General features: G+C 57.2%; 23 protein-coding genes and 2 pseudogenes. All 25 read right to left on the bottom strand.

Annotated elements, in window-relative coordinates; translation table 11 throughout:
- Positions 1–5 precede the first annotated feature (5 nt).
- A pseudogene (locus tag HKK52_RS21260) lies at positions 6–479 on the bottom strand (AAA family ATPase); the annotation flags it as partial.
- A gap of 668 nt (positions 480–1,147) precedes the next feature.
- Positions 1,148–2,626: pseudogene (locus tag HKK52_RS21255) on the bottom strand (AAA family ATPase); the annotation flags it as partial.
- 13 nt (positions 2,627–2,639) lie between these two features.
- Positions 2,640–3,647 carry a type VI secretion system baseplate subunit TssG gene (tssG, locus tag HKK52_RS21250; protein ID WP_169372456.1) on the bottom strand — a complete coding sequence of 336 codons (1,008 nt, stop codon included), beginning with the start codon at positions 3,645–3,647 and terminating at the stop codon, positions 2,640–2,642.
- Positions 3,611–5,398 carry a type VI secretion system baseplate subunit TssF gene (gene tssF, locus HKK52_RS21245; protein ID WP_169372455.1) on the bottom strand — a complete coding sequence of 596 codons (1,788 nt, stop codon included), beginning with the start codon at positions 5,396–5,398 and terminating at the stop codon, positions 3,611–3,613. The genes tssG and tssF overlap by 37 nt, the downstream gene beginning before the upstream one ends.
- Positions 5,399–5,422: 24 nt before the next feature.
- Entirely contained in the window at positions 5,423–5,851 is a 429-nt protein-coding gene (locus HKK52_RS21240; RefSeq protein WP_237150587.1) for a hypothetical protein, read from the bottom strand.
- Positions 5,848–6,270, bottom strand: coding sequence for a hypothetical protein (locus HKK52_RS21235; protein WP_169372454.1), 423 nt, complete (start codon positions 6,268–6,270; stop codon positions 5,848–5,850). Before HKK52_RS21235 ends, HKK52_RS21240 begins: the two co-directional genes overlap by 4 nt.
- Positions 6,267–6,488, bottom strand: a complete 222-nt coding sequence (locus HKK52_RS21230; RefSeq protein ID WP_169372453.1) for a hypothetical protein — start codon at positions 6,486–6,488, stop codon at positions 6,267–6,269. The genes HKK52_RS21235 and HKK52_RS21230 overlap by 4 nt, the downstream gene beginning before the upstream one ends.
- On the bottom strand, positions 6,485–6,880 hold the full coding sequence (locus HKK52_RS21225; protein ID WP_169372452.1) for a hypothetical protein: 396 nt from the start codon (positions 6,878–6,880) through the stop codon (positions 6,485–6,487). Before HKK52_RS21225 ends, HKK52_RS21230 begins: the two co-directional genes overlap by 4 nt.
- Complete coding sequence (locus HKK52_RS21220) at positions 6,877–7,263, bottom strand: hypothetical protein (protein ID WP_169372451.1); 387 nt, start codon at positions 7,261–7,263, stop codon at positions 6,877–6,879. Before HKK52_RS21220 ends, HKK52_RS21225 begins: the two co-directional genes overlap by 4 nt.
- A complete protein-coding gene (locus tag HKK52_RS21215) occupies positions 7,260–7,550 on the bottom strand; it encodes a hypothetical protein (protein ID WP_237150585.1) in 291 nt (96 codons plus the stop codon). Before HKK52_RS21215 ends, HKK52_RS21220 begins: the two co-directional genes overlap by 4 nt.
- A gap of 62 nt (positions 7,551–7,612) precedes the next feature.
- Complete coding sequence (locus tag HKK52_RS21210) at positions 7,613–8,008, bottom strand: hypothetical protein (RefSeq protein WP_169372450.1); 396 nt, start codon at positions 8,006–8,008, stop codon at positions 7,613–7,615.
- Positions 8,005–8,361 (bottom strand): hypothetical protein, encoded by a 357-nt coding sequence (locus HKK52_RS21205; RefSeq protein WP_237150806.1) that lies wholly within the window; start codon positions 8,359–8,361, stop codon positions 8,005–8,007. Before HKK52_RS21205 ends, HKK52_RS21210 begins: the two co-directional genes overlap by 4 nt.
- Positions 8,362–8,479: 118 nt before the next feature.
- Positions 8,480–8,857 carry a hypothetical protein gene (locus HKK52_RS21200; protein ID WP_169372449.1) on the bottom strand — a complete coding sequence of 126 codons (378 nt, stop codon included), beginning with the start codon at positions 8,855–8,857 and terminating at the stop codon, positions 8,480–8,482.
- Positions 8,854–9,252: a hypothetical protein gene (locus HKK52_RS21195; protein ID WP_169372448.1), complete on the bottom strand. Its 399-nt coding sequence runs from the start codon at positions 9,250–9,252 to the stop codon at positions 8,854–8,856. Before HKK52_RS21195 ends, HKK52_RS21200 begins: the two co-directional genes overlap by 4 nt.
- Complete coding sequence (locus tag HKK52_RS21190; RefSeq protein WP_169372447.1) at positions 9,245–10,045, bottom strand: hypothetical protein; 801 nt, start codon at positions 10,043–10,045, stop codon at positions 9,245–9,247. The genes HKK52_RS21195 and HKK52_RS21190 overlap by 8 nt, the downstream gene beginning before the upstream one ends.
- Complete coding sequence (locus tag HKK52_RS21185) at positions 10,042–10,551, bottom strand: hypothetical protein (protein ID WP_169372446.1); 510 nt, start codon at positions 10,549–10,551, stop codon at positions 10,042–10,044. Before HKK52_RS21185 ends, HKK52_RS21190 begins: the two co-directional genes overlap by 4 nt.
- Before the next feature lie 58 nt (positions 10,552–10,609).
- Entirely contained in the window at positions 10,610–10,993 is a 384-nt protein-coding gene (locus tag HKK52_RS21180; RefSeq protein WP_169372445.1) for a hypothetical protein, read from the bottom strand.
- Entirely contained in the window at positions 10,990–11,973 is a 984-nt protein-coding gene (locus HKK52_RS21175) for a DUF6402 family protein (RefSeq protein ID WP_169372444.1), read from the bottom strand. Before HKK52_RS21175 ends, HKK52_RS21180 begins: the two co-directional genes overlap by 4 nt.
- A gap of 10 nt (positions 11,974–11,983) precedes the next feature.
- Positions 11,984–12,508: a PAAR domain-containing protein gene (locus HKK52_RS21170; RefSeq protein WP_169372443.1), complete on the bottom strand. Its 525-nt coding sequence runs from the start codon at positions 12,506–12,508 to the stop codon at positions 11,984–11,986.
- Positions 12,509–12,518: 10 nt separating this feature from the next.
- On the bottom strand, positions 12,519–12,926 hold the full coding sequence (gene tssE / locus HKK52_RS21165) for a type VI secretion system baseplate subunit TssE (protein ID WP_133835348.1): 408 nt from the start codon (positions 12,924–12,926) through the stop codon (positions 12,519–12,521).
- 13 nt (positions 12,927–12,939) lie between these two features.
- Positions 12,940–14,415, bottom strand: a complete 1,476-nt coding sequence (gene tssC / locus HKK52_RS21160; protein ID WP_169372442.1) for a type VI secretion system contractile sheath large subunit — start codon at positions 14,413–14,415, stop codon at positions 12,940–12,942.
- A gap of 28 nt (positions 14,416–14,443) precedes the next feature.
- On the bottom strand, positions 14,444–14,947 hold the full coding sequence (tssB, locus tag HKK52_RS21155; RefSeq protein WP_169372441.1) for a type VI secretion system contractile sheath small subunit: 504 nt from the start codon (positions 14,945–14,947) through the stop codon (positions 14,444–14,446).
- A gap of 32 nt (positions 14,948–14,979) precedes the next feature.
- On the bottom strand, positions 14,980–16,536 hold the full coding sequence (gene tssA / locus HKK52_RS21150; RefSeq protein ID WP_169372440.1) for a type VI secretion system protein TssA: 1,557 nt from the start codon (positions 16,534–16,536) through the stop codon (positions 14,980–14,982).
- A gap of 646 nt (positions 16,537–17,182) precedes the next feature.
- Entirely contained in the window at positions 17,183–17,458 is a 276-nt protein-coding gene (locus tag HKK52_RS21145) for an HU family DNA-binding protein (RefSeq protein WP_003213368.1), read from the bottom strand.
- A gap of 192 nt (positions 17,459–17,650) precedes the next feature.
- A complete protein-coding gene (locus HKK52_RS21140; protein ID WP_169372439.1) occupies positions 17,651–18,799 on the bottom strand; it encodes an NAD(P)/FAD-dependent oxidoreductase in 1,149 nt (382 codons plus the stop codon).
- Positions 18,800–18,817 lie beyond the last annotated feature (18 nt).

Raw genomic sequence — 18,817 nt, 5'->3', positions numbered from 1 at the left:
CCACCTCAGGCGAACTCGCAAATCACGCTGGCGTTGCCGTCGAGCGTTGCGTGAACGCGCTTGAGGCTTTCACCGGTGGCCATCGCATCGAGCAAGCGGTCGGCCACCAGCGGCAGCACGTGCAGGTCGAGCAAATGATCAATCAGGCGCGCGCCGCTGTCGCTTTGGGTGCAGCGTTCGGACAGGTGATCGACGAGGTTCTGGCACCAGGTGAAATCCAGCTGACGACGGTTGAGGCGCTCGCCCAAACGGCCGAGTTTGATTTCGATCAGCTCGCGCAATACCGGGCCGCCCACCGGGAAGTAAGGAATCACGCGCATCCGCGCCAGCAATGCTGGTTTGAAGTGCTTGCTGAGTACCGGGCGAATGGTTTCTTCGAGGACTTCGGCACTCGGCCGCTCACCGTTTTCGCAGAGTTCGGCGATGAGGTCGCTGCCCAGGTTCGAGGTCATCAGGATCAACGTGTTGCGGAGATTGATACCCATAGCACTCAAATCGATTATGACTGTATTCATCGGAAGCTAATCGACAGGTGAAGCGTCGTCATTTTTCGCAAATCATCAACGCTTTCGCGAAAATTGAAAGCGCTCGCGCGGCGCGCGCGCTCGTGAAACGCGCATCTCTCGTATCGCTAATAATACGAGAAAACGATCAGGCGCAAAGTTTGATATCTCGAACAGTTTGGATTGACGAAGTAAATGACCAAACGATCGCGTATTCATTTCCAAGTCGGCACAGAACTGAAAGGATTTTCGGATGCATAAATATCAATATTCAACCAAGCTACATAACACAGATCAGTTGTTAAACCAACAATGAAACATCAGCAATCGCATAATGAACAACGATCTGTTCACAGACCTTTGCATTTTTTAGTCAATGGCAAAAGCTTTTTAACTATTGACGTACGATAGATAAAGTTAACATAAACTTTGCCAGAGTCAACGCCATCACTCAATACCAGGCGACGATTTCAAACTCACGATACGATCCTAATAACACTTTGCGCTGTCAGGGTTTTGTGGGTTTCGTTGAGCGCGGCTTCCAGGGACGCGACGCTTTGTGATTCATCCACCGGCACTTCGAGGGTTTCGAGGACGGTACCTTCGGCGTCTTCTTCAATCGTGACGGTTGGCTCGACGGCAACGGCGACCCGGGCCTTGGCCAATTGCTGACGCAAGTCCAGCAGGCGCTCAGCCAGTTCTTTCTGTTCAGTCCACAGGGCTTCCAGCGCGACGCTTTCGTCTTCGGCTTCTTCCAGACGCGCTTCCAGTGCCTCCAGCGCTTCGTGATCGATCAGCAAACCCGCTTCGGCATCACGGCGCAGGGCCTGGCGCTGACGGCCACCTTCAGCCAGTTCGCCACGCAGGCGTTCCAGGCTTTCCGGGGCGGCGGCGAGGCTGATGCGGACGCGGGCGCAGGCGGTGTCGAGCACGTCGACAGCCTTGTCCGGCAGCTGACGACCCGCCAGATAACGGGCGGACAACTCGGCAGCGGCGACAACAGCGTCATCACGCAGGTAGATGCCGTGGCTCTTCTCGTAGACCTGAGCCAGACCACGGAGGATGGTCACTGCTTCGCTGACGGTCGGTTCGTGCAGTTGCACCGGTTGGAAACGACGGGCCAGGGCCGGGTCTTTCTCGAAGTACTTCTTGTACTCCGCCCACGTGGTGGCGGCGATGGTGCGCAACTCGCCACGGGCCAGGGCTGGCTTGAGCAGGTTGGCCGCGTCCGAACCGCCGGCATTGCCGCCCGCGCCGATCAGGGTGTGGGCTTCGTCGATGAAGATGATGATCGGTTTTGGCGAGGCTTTGACTTCGTCGATCACGCCTTTGAGGCGACGTTCGAATTCACCTTTGACGCTGGCACCGGCCTGCAACAGGCCCATGTCCAGGGACAGCAGCTCAACGCCTTTCAACACTTGCGGCACTTCACCGGCCGCAATGCGCGAGGCAAGGCCTTCGACGATCGCGGTTTTACCGACGCCGGCTTCACCGACCACGATCGGGTTGTTTTTGCGGCGACGGGCGAGGATGTCGATCATCTGGCGGATCGCGCCATCGCGGCACAGCACCGGGTCGAGTTTGCCGTCGCGGGCCTGTTGGGTCAGGTTGTGGGTGAAGCGCTGCAACAGCGATTCGCCCGGCACGGACGTTTTGCCGCTGGCCGGTTGTTCTTTTTGCGACAGGGCAAATTCTTTCAGGCGCTCGATGTTCAGCTTGGCCAGCAATGCCTGGTAGCGGCTGCCGGCATAGCGCATCGGGTTGCGCAACAACGCGAGGATCAACGCCGCTTGCTCGACCTGGGTCTGGCCCAGTTCAAGGTTGGCCACCAGCAAGGCGTCTTGCAGCCATTGCACCAGTTCCGGGGCGAACACCGGGTTGCGCGAGGCGCTGTGCTCGACCCGCGATTGCAGGGCGGCGCTCAGTTCGCCGGCATCCACTTCGGCATCTTGCAGCGCACGTGCGAGCAGCCCTTGTGGACGCTCCAGCAAGCCCAGCAGCAGGTCTTCGACGAGGATCTTGCTGCCGCCACGGGCGACGCAACGCTCGGCCGAGCTTTCCAGGTCACGACGGGTTTCGGCGTCCAGCGCCTGAATCAGTTGTTGCAGGTCTACGTTGCTCATGGGTCATCTGTCCTTAATGAATTTTGCTGCCGAGGGTCACCACGCCGTCCGCTTTTTCGCGGCCGAGCCAACTGGTCCACCCCAGGCGACAGGCGTTCTGCTCACCGATTCGCAGTTCGCGGATTTCTTCCTGGCGCAGCACCAGGCGAATGTCGTAATCAAGCGGGTCACGCAGGGTGAACCGCACCAGCGCACACAGCGGCTGGTAGCCGAAACCGATCGGCAGGAATTCGTGAAAACGCAGCCAGTCGAGCTCCCGGATGTGAATGCGGAATTTGCCGCTGCGGTCGCGCACGTGCTCGCCGAGTACCAGGTCTTCGGCGAGCATGCTGTTGGCGCGGCCCAAACGATTGCGCTGCTCGTCGAGGATTTCCACGCGACGCTCGATGCACTGCTCGATGGTCAGTTCGGCGTGCTTGAAGTAGTACCGCAACACCGCTTCGATCAACGCCGCCGAGTGCGCGCGCAAACTGAGCAACCCGAGGTACGGCAGCAGGCGTTTCCAGTTCAGTTCCTTGGCCTTGCGGATCTCTTCGCCGCCCAGACCGATCAACGCAAACAGCTGCGCGGAGAACGGGTCGAGGGCGCCGCTCTCGAAGCTGGCGCGGTAGCGGTACTTGCGCCAGATCGGCAGCATCAGCCGTTGCAGGCGATGGTGGAACAGGTCGAGGAAGTTGCGCGTCGGGTTGCCGTCTTCGCTGTCGCCCAAGGCTTGTTCGCCGTAGAACGCCGGCAGCGGCGAACCGGAACCGACCAGGCCGATCAGGTTGAAACGCATGCGCGCGCGCAGGTGCCCGTGCTCGGTGAAAAACTCCACGCGATCAACGTCACTGCCAGGGAAACCCAGGCTCGGGTTGGCCTGGAATTCCAGCTGGTCGTACAAGTCGTCCTGGCTCAGGTGCGGGTGGGCCTCGCGCAGCCGGTCAACCACCAGCAGCACGGCCTGAAACAGCGAGTACTCGCGTATTCCTCGGGTCAGCCCGCTTAAAGCAGGGGCTGAAGGCCCATACGTGGTGTCCATTGGTACACCTCTCCCTGTGTGCTTTTTACGCGCAGCTCGTGGTACGAATTGAGACTGGCGTAAAGCGCGAAAAACTCGTTAAGAACCGAAGCGAAAACGAACAGGTCGCCCTCGCCGATATACCCTTCCGGGTCGATGGTCAGCTCGGTGCGCAATCCGCGAACCGGCAACCCTCGGTGCAATCTGTCGACGTGCTGGTGCTTGATCGACTTGAGCCCGCCCAGCAGGCGTTTGCTGACTTTTTCTGCGTGTTGGTCGTAGTAACGCGGCAGGTCGTAGGTTTCGAGAATTACCTTCAACGCGTTGACGTCGGCCAGCGACAGGTAGTTAAGCGACATGTTGCTGATCAGCTTCCAGAGGAAGTCACGGTTCAGCGGCGGCGCGTAACTCGGCGTGGCCGGGGTGATGTTGCGGAAACTCAGGAACTCCGGCGTCTCTTCGCAGGCCTGGCTGATGTCGCCGAGCTTGAGCTTGCGCGGCAGGTTCTGGTTGGTGCACATCAACTCGATCGACAGGGTTTCGTGGGCTTCGGTGTGGCGGATGCCGAAGCTCAGGTAGGTGTCGAGGCCGTCGTGCAACGAGGACGAACGCTGGCGGATGCTGTAGTGCGGACGGCTGTTGGGCACGTCGAAACTCGGGTCGTGCTCGAAGGATTCGAACGGCACGTATTCCTGATACCCGAGGCCGCCCGGCTTCCAGCCCGTCACTGTTTCGACGGAGAACACACCGCAGCTTTCCAGATCGAACTCGGCCGGCAGCAGCAAGTATTCGTCTTGCTTGCCATCGAGGCGGATCGGCAACGCATCATGTTTGAACAAGTTGACGATGGGCGTGCAGTACAACTTCACATTGTCCAGAGTCGGACGCAGGCGCTGAATGCCACTCTTGCGAATGTCGAAGCGCAATTCGAGGCCGCGCACTTGCTTGAGGGTGTCTTCAGGCAGCGCCTTGAGCAGGTCCAAACCGTTGATATCGACGAACAGGAATTTGTCCTGGAAGGCGAAGTATTCCTGCAAGTAGCGGTAGCCGCGGAAGGTGTTCAGCGGATATGGGATCAACGCTTCTTCTTCGGCAAAACCCACCGGTTGCACGCGGTCGCCGGGCATCTTGAACGCCATCGGCGTGCCGTTGACGCCATTGATGGGTTTGCCGGCGCCGTCGAGCGGGATCAGCTCGATGCCTTCGAGGTTGCGCAGCAGGCTCAAATAGAGCATCTGGCTGATGTAGCGCTCGCCGGCAAAGTGCAGGCGCAAGCGGCTCAGTTCCAGCTCACCGAGGTGACCGTCGGCGCTCATCTCCAGACGCAGGCTCAGCAGCGAACCGTCGCCCTTCACCGAGTAATTCAGTGCGGCGAGGTCCAGCGGCAGGACTTCGGTCGGGTAGCAGGTACGGAAGCGGCAGCGCACATCATCGATCGGTACGCTTTCCACCGGCGTATCGCGCTCGACCATCAACGCCGGCCCGGAACGCTTCAACGGGTCGAACTGCAAAATGCTGAACGCCGGCAGCGGCCGCATGTAGTTGGGCCACAGCAGGTGCATCAGCGAATGGCTGAGTTCCGGTAGCTCGTCATCGAGTTTCTGGCGTAGGCGCCCGGTCAGGAAAGCGAAGCCCTCAAGCAACCGCTCCACGTCCGGATCCCGTCCGGCCTGGCCCAGGAAAGGCGCCAACGCCGGGCTACGCTCGGCGAATCGACGACCCAACTGGCGAAGTGCGGTGAGCTCGCTTTGGTAGTAGTGGTTAAAGGACACGGGTTACCTGCCTGGTATGAAATCTCATGAATAAAACGTCCTGTAGAGCGCAACCGTCAGCCCGGAAATGACATAGCCGACGACCAGCAGGTAGGGCAAAAACGCCACCCACATCACCATCATTCCAAGCCCGGCGAGGTGCCCAAAAAGCAAAAAACCCAGCCCGCTGATCACCCATGGCGCCGCGTAAAAAGGGATGAACATCAGCGGCGCGAGCCAGATTTTCTTCACGATCTGTTGTTCGGTTGTCCTGCTCAGCTTTCGCGTTGCCCACGCGGCAAAAACGATATAGGCCAGGGACCCGAACCAGAGGACGTGGATCGTCAGGAACTGCTCCCAGTTGAATGCCGTCGGGTTCCACACCGTCGATTCGAGATAAATCAGAACCTCGAACGCGATGATCGGCACCCAGAGGGCGGCGCCCAGGAACAGGCGTCGGTTCAGACTGATCACTGGCGAACACCTGCGCTCGGGGTTTGTCCGGTGCGGCGATTCCACAACCTCTGGGCCCAACGCAATTCGATGACTTGCGTCGTCAGAATCGCCATGAACGTGACAGAACCCTGGGCCACGCCGTAGAACAACGCCCGCAGCGGATTCTCGGGCATCATCCAGAGCAGGATGAAACCCACCATCACGCTCAGTAACAGCAGCTTGGCCAACAGGTTCGGAATCAACGCGACGATCAAATTGACGGTCACAAAGATATAAAAGAGTGCGTGGCTGGCCCCGCCAATCGCGACGCCCCGGGTGGTGAACCCACCGTTGAATGCTTTATAGGCATGCACGACCGCGTCATTCAGGATCGCGTAAGCCAGACAGCCAAGGCTGTGGATCAATACGCTGATTAGAATTCGGCTCGGGGTGTTCATGCCGGGCTCACCGAGGAGTAACAGGTGCCGGCGACTTCGATCGCGACCAGGGAAACCAGGATCATGAACGACAGCGCACGATGCAGCCGCGACTGGCGCAGCCGTCGGCTGATCGCCGTGACCACCAACAACAGGCTCAGTATCGCGAGGCCGCCGAACAGATTACTGTCGGCCACGTACATCAGGTAACCACGCATCTCATCCGAGACGTTGATCATGGGCAAAAGACTCCATCCTTGAGTGTCCAGATACGGTGATCGCCATCGCGCTCACGCTTGATGCCAAGCAGGGCGTAGCGTATGTCGCCCGCACTGAAAAGACGCGTTTGTTCAGATCCTTTGACGGTCAGCGCGAAATTGTAATCGACCTGTATGTCGCCGTCTTCGTCGTAAGACAGGTAACTGGCCACGGCGTACTGCTTGCCCGGTGCAAGGACGCGCGGCTCCATCAGCGGCAACCAGTTGCTGGCATTCTTCGATTGAATCTGCAGCGGCACGCCGCAGGTATTCAACAGGTCAATTTCGTAGATGTACGTCAGTTGAGTCGTGCAGCCGACCAACGACAGATATCCCGCTGCCAACACTGACGCCACGAAGGAGCGAAGGCTCATCGACGAGTCCCTCCTTTGTTCGGTGTCATGGGCAGGTACGAGTCGACATAGAGGTACTCGCCATCAGCACTGTTGACCCGCGCCATCGTCAGCGGCTTGCCGTCAGGGGTCTGGAACCGGATCCAGCCCTCGCTGTTGAGACCACCGCTTTCATGCCGCACCTGCACAAAGTAATCCGGCGGATTGGACCGGGTGATCTCGATGAAGAAGCCGCCATCCGGCCCCCCGCGCCATACCGCATCGGGGTGATCCGGCAGCACGGGCGTTGAAGAGTTGGATGGGCGCAGCGAGATGAACAGCGTGACCAGCGCGATGATCGTCAACACACCGATGGCGCTCAGCACATGATTGAGCCATTTCCACACCTGCATCGAACGCGTCATGGTGTGCACCAGGTGCGCACATCGCGCTTGTCGAAGCCTGCGCACTGATTGCGCTTGGCGATTGAGCGATAAGGCGTGTCGGGGGTGTAGGCGAAGTAGTAATAGCGCTGCGCGTCTTCGCCATATAGCCAGTAGTTGCTCGAACCCTGGTTGATTTCGTAGGGCTCAAAGGTCCAGATCGACGACTCGCTGGGAATGAAATTCGACCGGTCCATCAGCAACATGAAGGCGTTGGAAAACACAGGCGTCGCCCAGGCCAGGATTACCGTCACAACCGCGACGGCCACAGCGAGTCCTTTGACCAGAGGATGTTTGACGGGCGCACGAGGTCCGGTGGATCGGCTCATCATCAGCGACATGCCGGCACCGTCCAGCTTTCCCAGCCTTGCGCGCCGGGGTACAGCACCATTTCGCCCCGAAACTCAGGGCCCACACCTGCGTTGCCTTCGCGCATCCACACATACCACTCGGACGATTTGAGCAGCACGTCGTCCTTTGTATACACGCGGTAAAAATACTGGCTGCTGTACAACTCGATCACTCGCCCGGCAATGCCCAGTGCCTTCTTGTATCCGGGTAAATATCCAGCGACATAGCAATTACCCGACTCACTCCAAACTTTGTACAAGGGCTGTGCGGCCAAACCGATCACAATCTTCAGGCCAATGAAAACCACCAACACCAAGAGCCCCATCAGGGCTGGGATCAATACGAGAGGCGAGGTCAATCGACGGTTGCGAATCACGATCGGGCCACTCCCTGTGCTGCGCGCCAGCGGGTAAAAGCTGCATTGAGGGCGCGGGTAAGCAGGATGGCGCAAAGGGTCAAACCGCCTGCCAGGGCGCAATACGCCATGGCCCGTACGGGATAGCGCGGCAGCAGGTAAACCAGGATCGAGGCCATCATGAAAATCGCCACGCCAAACTGAGCGGCAAGACGCGGTATGAAGACCAAAACAAGATTCAAGAACACGAAAAAGTAATAAACCAGGTACATGCCCATGCCGATGGCGACGCCACGGGAGGTCAGCCCGCCGACCATGGTTTTATAGATCGGCACGGCGAAGTTATTCATCACGATATAGAGCACGCAGGCCATCCCATGGACGACCAACCCGATCACTCGTTGGCTATTCATGTTCAAACGCTGCCACGCAATGCTTCGCCACGATCAATCACCCAAGATCCCTCTTCCCTTTCATCCTGTAAAAAAAACATCAGCACCGCTTCTGTTCAGCTTTGGCCCGGTCGGCACTGAGCACCTTGCATTGCTGGAGGTAAATAACGCCCTCCCCGGCGAACGCGATCACATCATTCGCCGTGAGCGGCTCGCCGTTTTTCTCGCCAAACTTGAGCCAACCTTCGTCCCATAACGAGCCGTCGTCGTTGCGAACCTGAACGAAGTAATAAGGCGGTTCGGAGCGGGTGACTTCGATGTACTGCCCACCATCAGCACCGCCGCGCCATTTCGCATTGGGGTACTCACTCAACACCCGAGGCTCAGCCTTTGAAAAATCCATTCGGGACACCACCCACACACCGGCGATGCAGGTCAGCAATCCCACCGCCATGAGGAAGCGTTTTACCCAGATCACTGCGATGCCTCGCTCGGGCAAAACGAACGGTCTTCGATCGTCCAGGTACGTACTGCGCGGTCCTCGACCTTCTCAACCCTCGCCAATGCCGCGCGCAACATCTGCGCATCAATGGTTTTCACGGCGCCGGTGGTGTTGATCGACAAGCTGTATCGATCACTTATCTGCCGAACAACGCCCTTCCCGGCCGACCTGTAGTTGGCGATGGAACGACGCTCGCCTGGGCCCAACGTAAAGCGGCGAGGCTGATCGTCGTAGTTGGAGTCATGCGCCAGCGACAGCTCCAACGGCACACCGCAGGTGTTCAGGAAATACACATCGTTGCGATAGACCTGCTGCGCAGACAACGCTGGCAATGACATGGCGCTTGCCAGAAGACCTGTCCACTTAAACATCGAATTCGTCCTTGGGCACTTCCGGGCAGATCGACGTATCGTTAATCGTCCAGGCATTTACATCACCCTGCTTCGAAGGTTTTGTGCCTTCAAGGATCGCCCTCAGCGCAGGTGCGTAAATGACCTTCGAGCCGTCAGTCGTGTTGATCAGTAGTTCGTAGTCATCGTCGATGCGTACCACTGAGTCTTTGTCGTACGAGATATAGCTGCCAATGATTTGCCGGGCGCCGACCTGTGCAACATAGTCGCCAACCACCGGCCCCCAGTTCGAAAAGTGCGAAGCTTTCAATTTCAGCGGGCTCGCACAGCTGTTTTGCAAATAGATTTCGTCGCGGTAGAGCTGCTGCGATGTGCAGGCTGTAAGCGAATATAGCAACGCGGTGCAGCCGAGATACTGAAACATCAAAATGCAGGGGACAGTCGCCTTTTTTGATTTTTGGCCACGATCAATCACCTGACCAACCCACATCGCCGCAATCGTCAGGGAACCGCCCAACAACGTGTAGGCCATCGCGCGAACGGGGTAGTGCGGCATAAAATAAAAAAGAATCACGACCAACATAAAAGAAAGAAAAACAAGCTTGAATTTAAAAACAGGTATAAGAAAGACAATGGCATTCATCAATATGAAATATTGAACCATCAGCTCGCTTGTCATACCAATGCCGATTCCTCTGGACGTTAGCCCACCATACAAATCGATGTAGAGGTCAACACCATAGTTATGCAGAGGAACGTACAGGGCGCACACTATCAAGTGTGGGATCAGCCCAACCAGGCGTCGAATTTTCATTTATTCAATGCCCCACGTTGATCCAAATGCCCCTGCGAAATCGGGTTACCAGAGATACCAGGGACAGCCCCATCTTGCGGAAGAAATCTTTTGATAATTAGATAAATTACAATTGTGACAGCCGAACAAAAATACCCAGCAACGAGCAAGTAAGGGATATACGCCAACCACTCGACCATTAGTCTAAGACCGGCCAAGTCGCCGCTAACCAAATAAATCACGCCGTACAAAAACCACGGCGCGGCATAGAACGGAATAAAAATAACCGGAGCCCAACACGCGAGCCGGACGACTTCACGCTCGGTTTTTCGATCGATGACCCGTGATGCCCAAAATGCAAATATGAAATAGGCGCCCACGCCAAAAGCCAATATGAACATGTGAAAAAATTGCTTCCACCCTCCGAAAGGTGTTGCAGGAGGCAATAGAGTGTCCGCAAGAAATAACAGCGGCAACAAAACGGCGGGCATCCATACCGCCCCCTTGAAATAGCTTGAATAGGTCATTTTCCAGCGGGCTCGTTTGCAGAGATACGAGGGCAGTGGCCTTTTCTAGAAACAGATATCAGCGACATTCTGGAATTATCCAACTTTCCCAGCCCTCAGAGCCAGGATATAGGATCATCTCTCCTTGAAACTCTGGAGCAACACCTGGATTTCCTTCCCGCATCCACAGATACCATTCCGAAGTTTTCAAAAGCTTGCCATCCGTTGAGTAGACACGATAGAAATACTGACTACTGAGTAGCTCAAAAATACCTCCTAAATCGCCCAGCACCTCATAATCAGGCGAATATCTGGATATGTAGCATTTACCAGACTCACTCACATATGTTTTCAACGGCTTTGCAACTAGGGAACTGTGAACTTTCAGTGCGATGAGCAACATCAAAAACAATGACACTCCCATCAAGAGAAAACGCCATCGTTTTACGGCGAAACTGATCATGGAGTTACCTTCGGCGCCTTTGAGCGCGCTGCAAACTCACCAAAATCGGCTTCCATGAAACGGAAGGAAATAGAAGTTGGCAACTTCTTGACCGTGGAATAAACAAATAAATCGCCACCTTTACCATGCTCGACACGGTACCGATTGAAACTCCCGTTCGTTACCTTATGATAAAGCTGACCATCAGATTCATAGGTTTCCCGACCTAACGCACCGAAACCTTTTATGCCACTTTCGAAACTCCAATATCCAAGAGGCTGATCTTTGCTGCTGTCATTTAAAAATTCATAGGTATCACGTATGTAACAACCAATCTCTTCAATATGCACTGTGGCCGGCATTCTCTTGGTCTTTGAGGTAACGGTAAACTTGGTAACAGCAAACTTAACTAGAAACCCACCCAGAGTACCGTAAACATCATCCAGTGGATTAGTAATCCTCTCCCACTTATCAGTTCCGATCGGCCTAAAATTATACTGCGTGGTCACCTCCAACTCTCGCGCACTCATAGAGCTGAAATCATATTCACCTTTTTTGAGATCCTTGTTTTCCCGATCAAGAATTCCAAGATCTCTGAGACGCGACATAAATTGCAAAAGACCAGGTGCCAGTTGATCCAATTTTCTTGCACGACCAATAAGCTCGTTGTACTGACTGGCATATGCCGCCTTTTCGAGCAGCTCTTTTATTTCCTTACCCGTGTCCGGTGACGAACGGGTTAACCAATCAAAGTCCAGATCGTCAAAAAGCTTTTCCTGAGTGATTTTCTTAACGTCCAGCTTCCCTTCTTTTTCATCAACAGTCATTTCGAAAGGTTCGCCATCGAACCAGCGCTGCATCAAACGGGCAGCCTCCACCCAACCCATCTTCCTCATCGCCCCGGGGATATCGGTAATCTGAAACTCGTCTACAGATACCTCTACTGGCGTCTTGTCAGAAGAGGGGGTGAGTTGGGCGGTGGTTGGTGCCGGTGCAGTCATGTGATAACCCTTATGCAATCACGAGCGAAGACTGTGGTTCAAAAGTGAGCGTGACGCTTTCAGCCAAATGGGAAGCGATCGATGCTGTTTTGCCCTGTGCGTCAGTAACGCCTTTGATCTCTTTGCCCGATGCCGTGCACACGGTGTAAGCACGATTAGCAACTGGCGCTCCTGTTCTTGGGTTACGCGCCACAAAGTGCTGAGTAAAAGGCCAATTAATCTCCACCGGCAACGGCGCCACAAACGGCACCGCCGAATGCGAATTCCCGATAATCACCGTCCCGGAACCCGCCGTAACTTTGTTGCCATGCGTCCCCACAGAATCAACCGTGGCCGCCGCTTTCCCATTAATCAAAACCGTCGTCGCCAACCCACCCGACATCGCACCACCACACGCCGAGGCATCGCCTTGGCGGGCGGCCGCGAGGCCGTCGAAGAAGACGTCGCCGGAACCGGCGGCGATCGGGTTGGTGCCGTGGCCGGAGACCGGGCAAGCGGTGGGGTCGGTGAGGCGTGCTGCGGGTTTGCCGGACATTCGGGGCTCCTTAGCTGACCTTGACTTGACCGCTGCCATCCAGGCGCGCGGCGAAGGTGACCTGGCGCTTGAAACCATCAACTTCCAGCAGGCCTTCGATGCTGAAGGACAGGCGAAGCTGATCGTGGTCACGCGGCAGGGAAATGACACGCACATTGCTCAGGCGTGGCTCGTAGGCTTCGATGAAATTTTCGATGGCCAGACGGGCCTGACTCAGGGAGTCGTGCAGGCTCAGACGCATGTCATTGAGATCGGGTAGCCCGTAGTCGGACAGCGTTTGCACGCTGCCCGCACGGGTGCTGAGCATCTTGGCCAGATGGGCAGCCACGGACGCCATGGCGGAGACCTCGCGGCTCCAGCCGACGCGTTTGTCCGCGTCGCCACCCAGGCGTTCGAAAAGGCTGCCGTATCCAGTCATGAGTTAGCTCCGCTTACTCTTTGTCCAGCTTGCCAACCAGCGACAGGGTGAAATCGGCACCCATGTACTTGAAGTGCGGACGCACATTCAGGCTGACGCGGTACCAGCCAGGCTCGCCTTCGACATCGCTGACGATGATCTGGGCAGCGCGCAGTGGACGACGGCCACGGACTTCGGCGCTTGGGTTTTCCTGGTCGGCCACGTACTGGCGGATCCACTTGTTGAGTTCCAGCTCGAGGTCGGTACGTTCTTTCCACGAACCGAGTTGCTCGCGCTGCAGCACTTTCAAGTAGTGAGCCAGGCGGTTGACGATCATCATGTACGGCAGTTGGGTGCCGAGCTTGTAGTTCAGCTCTGCGGCCTTGCCTTCTGCGCTGATGCCGAAGAACTTCGGCTTCTGCACCGAGCTTGCGGAGAAGAACGCCGCGTTGTCGGAGCCTTTGCGCATGGTCAGGGAGATGAAGCCTTCCTCGGCCAGTTCGTATTCACGACGGTCGCTAACCAATACTTCCGTAGGAATCTTGGTTTCGATTTCGCCCATGCTTTCGAAGTGGTGCAACGGCAGGTCTTCAACCGCGCCACCGCTCTGTGGGCCGATGATGTTCGGGCACCAGCGGAACTTGGCGAAACTGTCGGTCAGCTTGGTGCCGAACGCGTAGGCAGTGTTGCCCCACAGGTAGTGCTCGTGGCTGTTGGCGACGGTTTCTTTGTACACGAACGATTTGACCGGGTTTTCTTCCGGGTCGTACGGGTTACGCAGCAGGAAACGCGGCACGGTCAGGCCAACGTAACGGGAGTCTTCCGACTCGCGGAAGCTCTGCCATTTAGCGAATTGCGGGCCTTCGAAGTGATCTTTCAGATCCTTCAGGTCCGGCAGGCCGGTGAAGCTTTCCAGGCCGAAGAATTTCGGGCCGGCCGCCGCGATAAACGGCGCGTGGGACATGCAGGCAACGCTGGACACGTACTGCATCAACTTCACGTCCGGCGAGCTTGGGGACATGTAGTAGTTAGCGATGATCGCGCCTACCGGCTGACCACCGAACTGACCGTATTCAGCGGTGTAGATGTGCTTGTACAGGCCCGACTGCATCACTTCCGGCGAATCTTCGAAATCATCCAGCAGGTCTTCTTTGGAGACGTTGAGGATTTCGATCTTGATGTTTTCGCGGAAGTTGGTGCGATCGACCAGCAACTGCAGACCACGCCACGACGATTCCAGGGACTGGAAGTCCGAGTGGTGCAGGATTTCGTCCATCTGACGGCTGAGCTTGGCATCGATCTCGGCGATCATGCGGTCGACCATGGCCTTCTTGACCGGCTCACCGTTGTTCTGCGGCTTGAGCAGCTCTTCGATGAACGCCGACACACCGCGCTTGGCGATGTCGTAGGCTTCGTCGTCCGGCGTCAGGCGGGTTTCGGCGATGATGCTGTCGAGAATGCTGTATTCGCCGCTCTCTTTGCTCTTTTGCTGTGCTGCGCTAGTGCTCATTGTGTTGGCTTCCTTGGCTGATAGAGACTCAGGCGTCCTGGGCGGCGGCGTTCAAGCCCAGCTCACCCAATACGCGACCGCGGGATTCATCGTCGGCGAGAACGCCTTCGATGGCTTTGCGGAACGCAGGCGCGTTACCCAGCGGGCCTTTGAGGGCCACCAGCGCATCGCGCAGTTCCATCAGTTTTTTCAGCTCAGGCACTTGCTCGACCAGCGAAGCCGGGTTGAAGTCCTTCATCGAGTTGACGCGCAGTTTCACGGCCAGTTCTTCAGTGTCGCTTTCTTCCTGAAGACGGTTCGGCACGCTCAGTGTCAGCTCAAGCTCTTGCTTGGCCAGCACTTCGTCGAAGGTCATTTTGTCGATGCTGATCGGCTTGCGATCTTCGACTTTGCGTTCGTCCTTGCGGTGGGTGTAGTCACCGATTGCCAGTAGTTTCAACGGCAGTTCGATCTCTTCCTGTGCACCACCGGTGGCAGGTTTGAAGGTGACGTTGATGCGTTCCTTGGGGGCTACCGAGCCTTCTTTGGCCATGGCTATTCTCCTTGCGGTTGTGGCCCTGGGGCCTATTCGAGTACCACTTCGAGATCGAGGTGGCACAGCCTGCGATAAATCTCTTCCTTGCGTTCACGCACTGCATGGTTCTGCGGTAACAACTCACAGCAGCTATGCAGCAAATGCAGCACTTCCAGCGCAAGATCGGGCTCCCAGGCGTTCAGGCCTGAGTCCTGTAATGTTTGGTCGAGGGTTTCGAGTTGGGTCTTGGCCAGTTCGTACTTCTTGGCCATGAAGCACAGCCGCGCCAGGGCGAACTGCCAGAAGAACCGCACGCGCCCGCCCTGAGCGGCTTGCAAGCCCTGCTTGAGGACTTGCACGGCGGACTTGAGGCCGTCCTTGCGCAGAATCGGCAGCACTTCTTCCAGCGCCACTTCCCACGCTGGCTGGCTGTCGGTGACTTCGACCTTGCGCGGCGCACTGGCGCTTTGCAGGTGCGGCATGACGTGGGCGCTGACCCAGGCGCGGGTGGCCGGGTCGGCAAACGGCGCGCCGTCATGGAAACGCAATTCGATGATCCCGGGCAGGCGCTGAATCAAAAGCGCGAAGTGGATTTCCACTTCGCGCATGGCCATCTCTGCGTTCAGGCCCTGGAGGCATTCCCAGACCATTCGTTGGCCATCGAACCAGAACGGCGCCTTCGCCAGGCTCGCCTCCAGTTCCACCAGCAGGTCGGCGTATTTCGCCTGGTCGAAACGGTCCTGATAGGCCTTGAGTTTGTCCGCCGGCAACCCGCGCAGCATGGTGATCTGTTCGGCGTTGCGCTCGGGCACCGCGTCGATCGGCAACCACAGCAGCGTGCGATTGAGGCGCAGGGCGCGCAGGTCGGTGGCTTTCTGCTTGAGCCACCAGGCGCACAACGGACGAGCGTTTTCCTGCTGGGCGCGCAGGGCTTTGTGCGCTTCTTTTTCGTTATCGATCGGGGCGCCGGGGGTGAACAGCTGGGTCGCTGCCTGCTTGACCTGGGCGACGGCGGCACCCACCACACCGGGTTCCGGCTGGTTATCGGCGGCGCGCTGCACCATGTTTTTCAGACGGCGGGAGATCGGCAGCAGCAGCGGCGCGTCGTCGCCCAGGTGCTCGGTGCAGGCGGCATCGAGACCTTCCAGATGCTCCACCATCCGGCGGAACATCGGCAGTTGCTCTTTGATCGCGACGTTTTCGGTCAGCACCTGCTCAAGACGCGGCACCAACCAACTGATGGCCGCGGAGCGGGTACGCGCCTTGTTCGGGTGAACTTCGGCCCAATGATTTTCCGTCAAATGGTGCAGCAAACCGAGGCCCGCCAGCAGCCCCTGAAAGGATTCGCGCTGGTACAAAGCCCAGGTCAGCCAGGCGCCGACCCGCAAATCCTTGGACTGGGTGCGCAGCAGATTTTCGCTGTTTTCACGGATTTTCAGCCAGTCGATCTGACCGGCTTCGTGCATCGATTGGGCTTTGGCCAGCTCGCTTTCCAGGGCCTCATATTCGCTCGAAAAGCGAACATCCTCGCCCGCGAAATTCTCTTTGGAAACAGAGGCTTTTGCGAGTTCAAGGTAATGGGCGGAAAGCTTGCTTGAGTAGGACATCCATGGCCTTTATTTAGGATTACGGTCACACGCCATTTGGAGTTTCAACGGCGGCGGACAGTATCAAAGAGCTGCGATTAGTCTCATCCAATTGAGTTCGTGCTCTTTCAAGTCGGCGCATCGTACTCACGATGATGGCCACTAGCAAGCATCCGATTTAACAACAAGAAGAACTGTTCTCTGTTTCTCGTAGGAGATATCCCTATATCCACCAGGGGCTCCCCTGATGCCCGTTTAATATTTCATCTGCCAGGTCCCCGCGCCGGAACCATTGAGCCAGAGCCGTTCCTTGAGCGCCCCACAATCATTGGCGCTTCGATCCATCAGGCGGTGCAAAGCATGACAAGAATAAAAAATGATAAATGTAGGAAATGTCTGAAAGGTGCATTCATCAATGAACAAAGTGACGCGAGACAACAGACAACTTAAAAATGCCATCACAATGATGGCACTTTAATATAAGGGATTCACGAAACGACGTCGCGATAACTCTGGCATTGCACTCAATTTCCAAAGTGTATTAATCAGTCCACAACACTCCGGCATATAAATAGAAGAAGACGCCCATAAAAAATGGGCCTGCGATTTAATCGGCAGGCCCATTTTTCAATACGGTTCTCCCCATTATTCAGGGAGTTCGCCGCAATTATGGATTAACGCTGTCTTTCAACGACTTGCCTGGCTTGAACGCAACAGTGTTGCTGGCCTTGATTTTCACAGGCTCACCGGTTTGCGGGTTTTTGCCGGTGCGGGCACCGCGGTGGCGTTGCAGGAAGGTACCGAAGCCCACCAGCGTGACGCTGTCCTTGCGGTGCAGAGCGCCAGTGATTTCTTCGAGAACGGCGTTGAGTACGCGGTTGGCCTGCTCTTTGGTGAGGTCTGCTTTTTCAGCGATTGCAGCGGCGAGTTCTGGTTTACGCATTAGTGAAGCCCCTTTGACGGTTTTTTGTTGTTATGTCCGTGCTGTTCTCGTTGGAACAGCGCCCAAGGCGCCGCAGGTGCTCTACTCTGCGGCAGACGGGAGTGAGGATGGCACGCACGGAAGAGCCGCGCCAGTCTCGGCGAGACCTTTGTAGGGGCAAAAGCGGGGTGATTCCGACAGAACGACCGGTATTTACGCCAGCAGGGCCGGAAGCTCTTTGTTCAGTGCGAGTTTTTCCATCACCGCCGCGCCTGTCAGGGCATAACCGAGCAATTTGCCCGAGTCATCGCGGCACAGGACCTTGATGTCGGCGCCCTGCCCTTCGACCGTCCAGACGCCCTCGGCACCCCGTGGAGGCGGCGAAACCACCAGCGGGCAGACCGGGGTTTTCACGGTGATCGGCATCGGGCCATAACTCACGGCGGTAGGGTTTCCCGCCAATGTTTGCGCCAGCGCTCTCGCACAGCTCATCAGGGGCATCACGTACAACAGATTCAGCCCATCGACCTCGGCGCAATCGCCCAGGGCGTAGATATTGGCGTGGGACGTCTTCAGGTGACGGTCGACCACTACACCGCGATTGACCTGCACGCCCGCGGCGGCGGCCTGGTCGATGCGCGGACGCAGGCCAATGGCCGAGACCACCACGTCGCACGGGATGACTTGTCCGTCTGACAGATGCGCTTCCAGTCCGTCCGCAACCCGCTGCAACCGGTTGAGTACTGGCCCGAGGTGGAAGCGCGCACCGAGGCTTTCCAGCCCGGCCTGGACCGCTGCCGCCGCCGCTGGGTGCAGCAATGTCGGCATAACCTGTTCGCATGGTGCGACCAGTTGCACTTCGTAACCGCCGAGAATCAGGTCGTTGGCGAATTCGCAGCCGATCAGGCCGGCGCCCAGCAGTAATACCCGACGCTTGCCGGCCGCAGCGGCGCGAAAGCGTGCGTAGTCTTCCAGGTCATTGATCGGGAACACCGCGTCAGCACCATCGCCTTCGATCGGCACCCGCACGGTTTCCGCGCCCCAAGCCAGGATCAGGTCACGGTAGATCACCGCTTCCTCGCCGATCCACAGGCGTTTGTGGCCCGGGTCGATGCCGCTGATGCGGGTGTGGGTGCGCACTTCAGCTTTCAACTGCTCGGCCATGGCGCCCGGCTCGGCCATGCTCAGGCCGTCGGCATCCTTGTTTTTGCCGAAGCCGGTGGAGAGCATCGGCTTGGAGTAGGAACGCCCGTCATCCGCGGTAATCAGCAGCAGCGGGGTTTCGCCATCGAGTTTGCGAAACTCCCGGGCCAGGTTGTAGCCAGCCAGGCCGGTACCGACGATCACGACAGGTGCGTTCATTCCTTACTCCTCTTTTTT

Origin of the sequence: Pseudomonas sp. ADAK2 (genome assembly GCF_012935755.1) — a bacterium.
Lineage (GTDB): Bacteria > Pseudomonadota > Gammaproteobacteria > Pseudomonadales > Pseudomonadaceae > Aquipseudomonas.
The sequence above is the reverse complement of the archived record's forward strand: the minus strand, read 5'-3'. Positions and strand labels throughout refer to the sequence as shown.

What these genes read in the sequence shown, in the direction of transcription:
- tssG (WP_169372456.1), bottom strand. Translation starts at nt 3,647, where the DNA reads ATGGACACCACGTATGGGCCTTCAGCCCCTGCTTTAAGCGGGCTGACC.
- HKK52_RS21235 (WP_169372454.1), bottom strand. Translation starts at nt 6,270, where the DNA reads ATGAACACCCCGAGCCGAATTCTAATCAGCGTATTGATCCACAGCCTT.
- HKK52_RS21230 (WP_169372453.1), bottom strand. Translation starts at nt 6,488, where the DNA reads ATGATCAACGTCTCGGATGAGATGCGTGGTTACCTGATGTACGTGGCC.
- HKK52_RS21225 (WP_169372452.1), bottom strand. Translation starts at nt 6,880, where the DNA reads ATGAGCCTTCGCTCCTTCGTGGCGTCAGTGTTGGCAGCGGGATATCTG.
- HKK52_RS21220 (WP_169372451.1), bottom strand. Translation starts at nt 7,263, where the DNA reads ATGACGCGTTCGATGCAGGTGTGGAAATGGCTCAATCATGTGCTGAGC.
- HKK52_RS21205 (WP_237150806.1), bottom strand. Translation starts at nt 8,361, where the DNA reads ATGGCCTGCGTGCTCTATATCGTGATGAATAACTTCGCCGTGCCGATC.
- HKK52_RS21195 (WP_169372448.1), bottom strand. Translation starts at nt 9,252, where the DNA reads ATGTTTAAGTGGACAGGTCTTCTGGCAAGCGCCATGTCATTGCCAGCG.
- HKK52_RS21190 (WP_169372447.1), bottom strand. Translation starts at nt 10,045, where the DNA reads ATGAAAATTCGACGCCTGGTTGGGCTGATCCCACACTTGATAGTGTGC.
- HKK52_RS21185 (WP_169372446.1), bottom strand. Translation starts at nt 10,551, where the DNA reads ATGACCTATTCAAGCTATTTCAAGGGGGCGGTATGGATGCCCGCCGTT.
- HKK52_RS21180 (WP_169372445.1), bottom strand. Translation starts at nt 10,993, where the DNA reads ATGATCAGTTTCGCCGTAAAACGATGGCGTTTTCTCTTGATGGGAGTG.
- HKK52_RS21175 (WP_169372444.1), bottom strand. Translation starts at nt 11,973, where the DNA reads ATGACTGCACCGGCACCAACCACCGCCCAACTCACCCCCTCTTCTGAC.
- HKK52_RS21170 (WP_169372443.1), bottom strand. Translation starts at nt 12,508, where the DNA reads ATGTCCGGCAAACCCGCAGCACGCCTCACCGACCCCACCGCTTGCCCG.
- tssE (WP_133835348.1), bottom strand. Translation starts at nt 12,926, where the DNA reads ATGACTGGATACGGCAGCCTTTTCGAACGCCTGGGTGGCGACGCGGAC.
- tssC (WP_169372442.1), bottom strand. Translation starts at nt 14,415, where the DNA reads ATGAGCACTAGCGCAGCACAGCAAAAGAGCAAAGAGAGCGGCGAATAC.
- tssB (WP_169372441.1), bottom strand. Translation starts at nt 14,947, where the DNA reads ATGGCCAAAGAAGGCTCGGTAGCCCCCAAGGAACGCATCAACGTCACC.
- tssA (WP_169372440.1), bottom strand. Translation starts at nt 16,536, where the DNA reads ATGTCCTACTCAAGCAAGCTTTCCGCCCATTACCTTGAACTCGCAAAA.
- HKK52_RS21145 (WP_003213368.1), bottom strand. Translation starts at nt 17,458, where the DNA reads ATGCGTAAACCAGAACTCGCCGCTGCAATCGCTGAAAAAGCAGACCTC.
- HKK52_RS21140 (WP_169372439.1), bottom strand. Translation starts at nt 18,799, where the DNA reads ATGAACGCACCTGTCGTGATCGTCGGTACCGGCCTGGCTGGCTACAAC.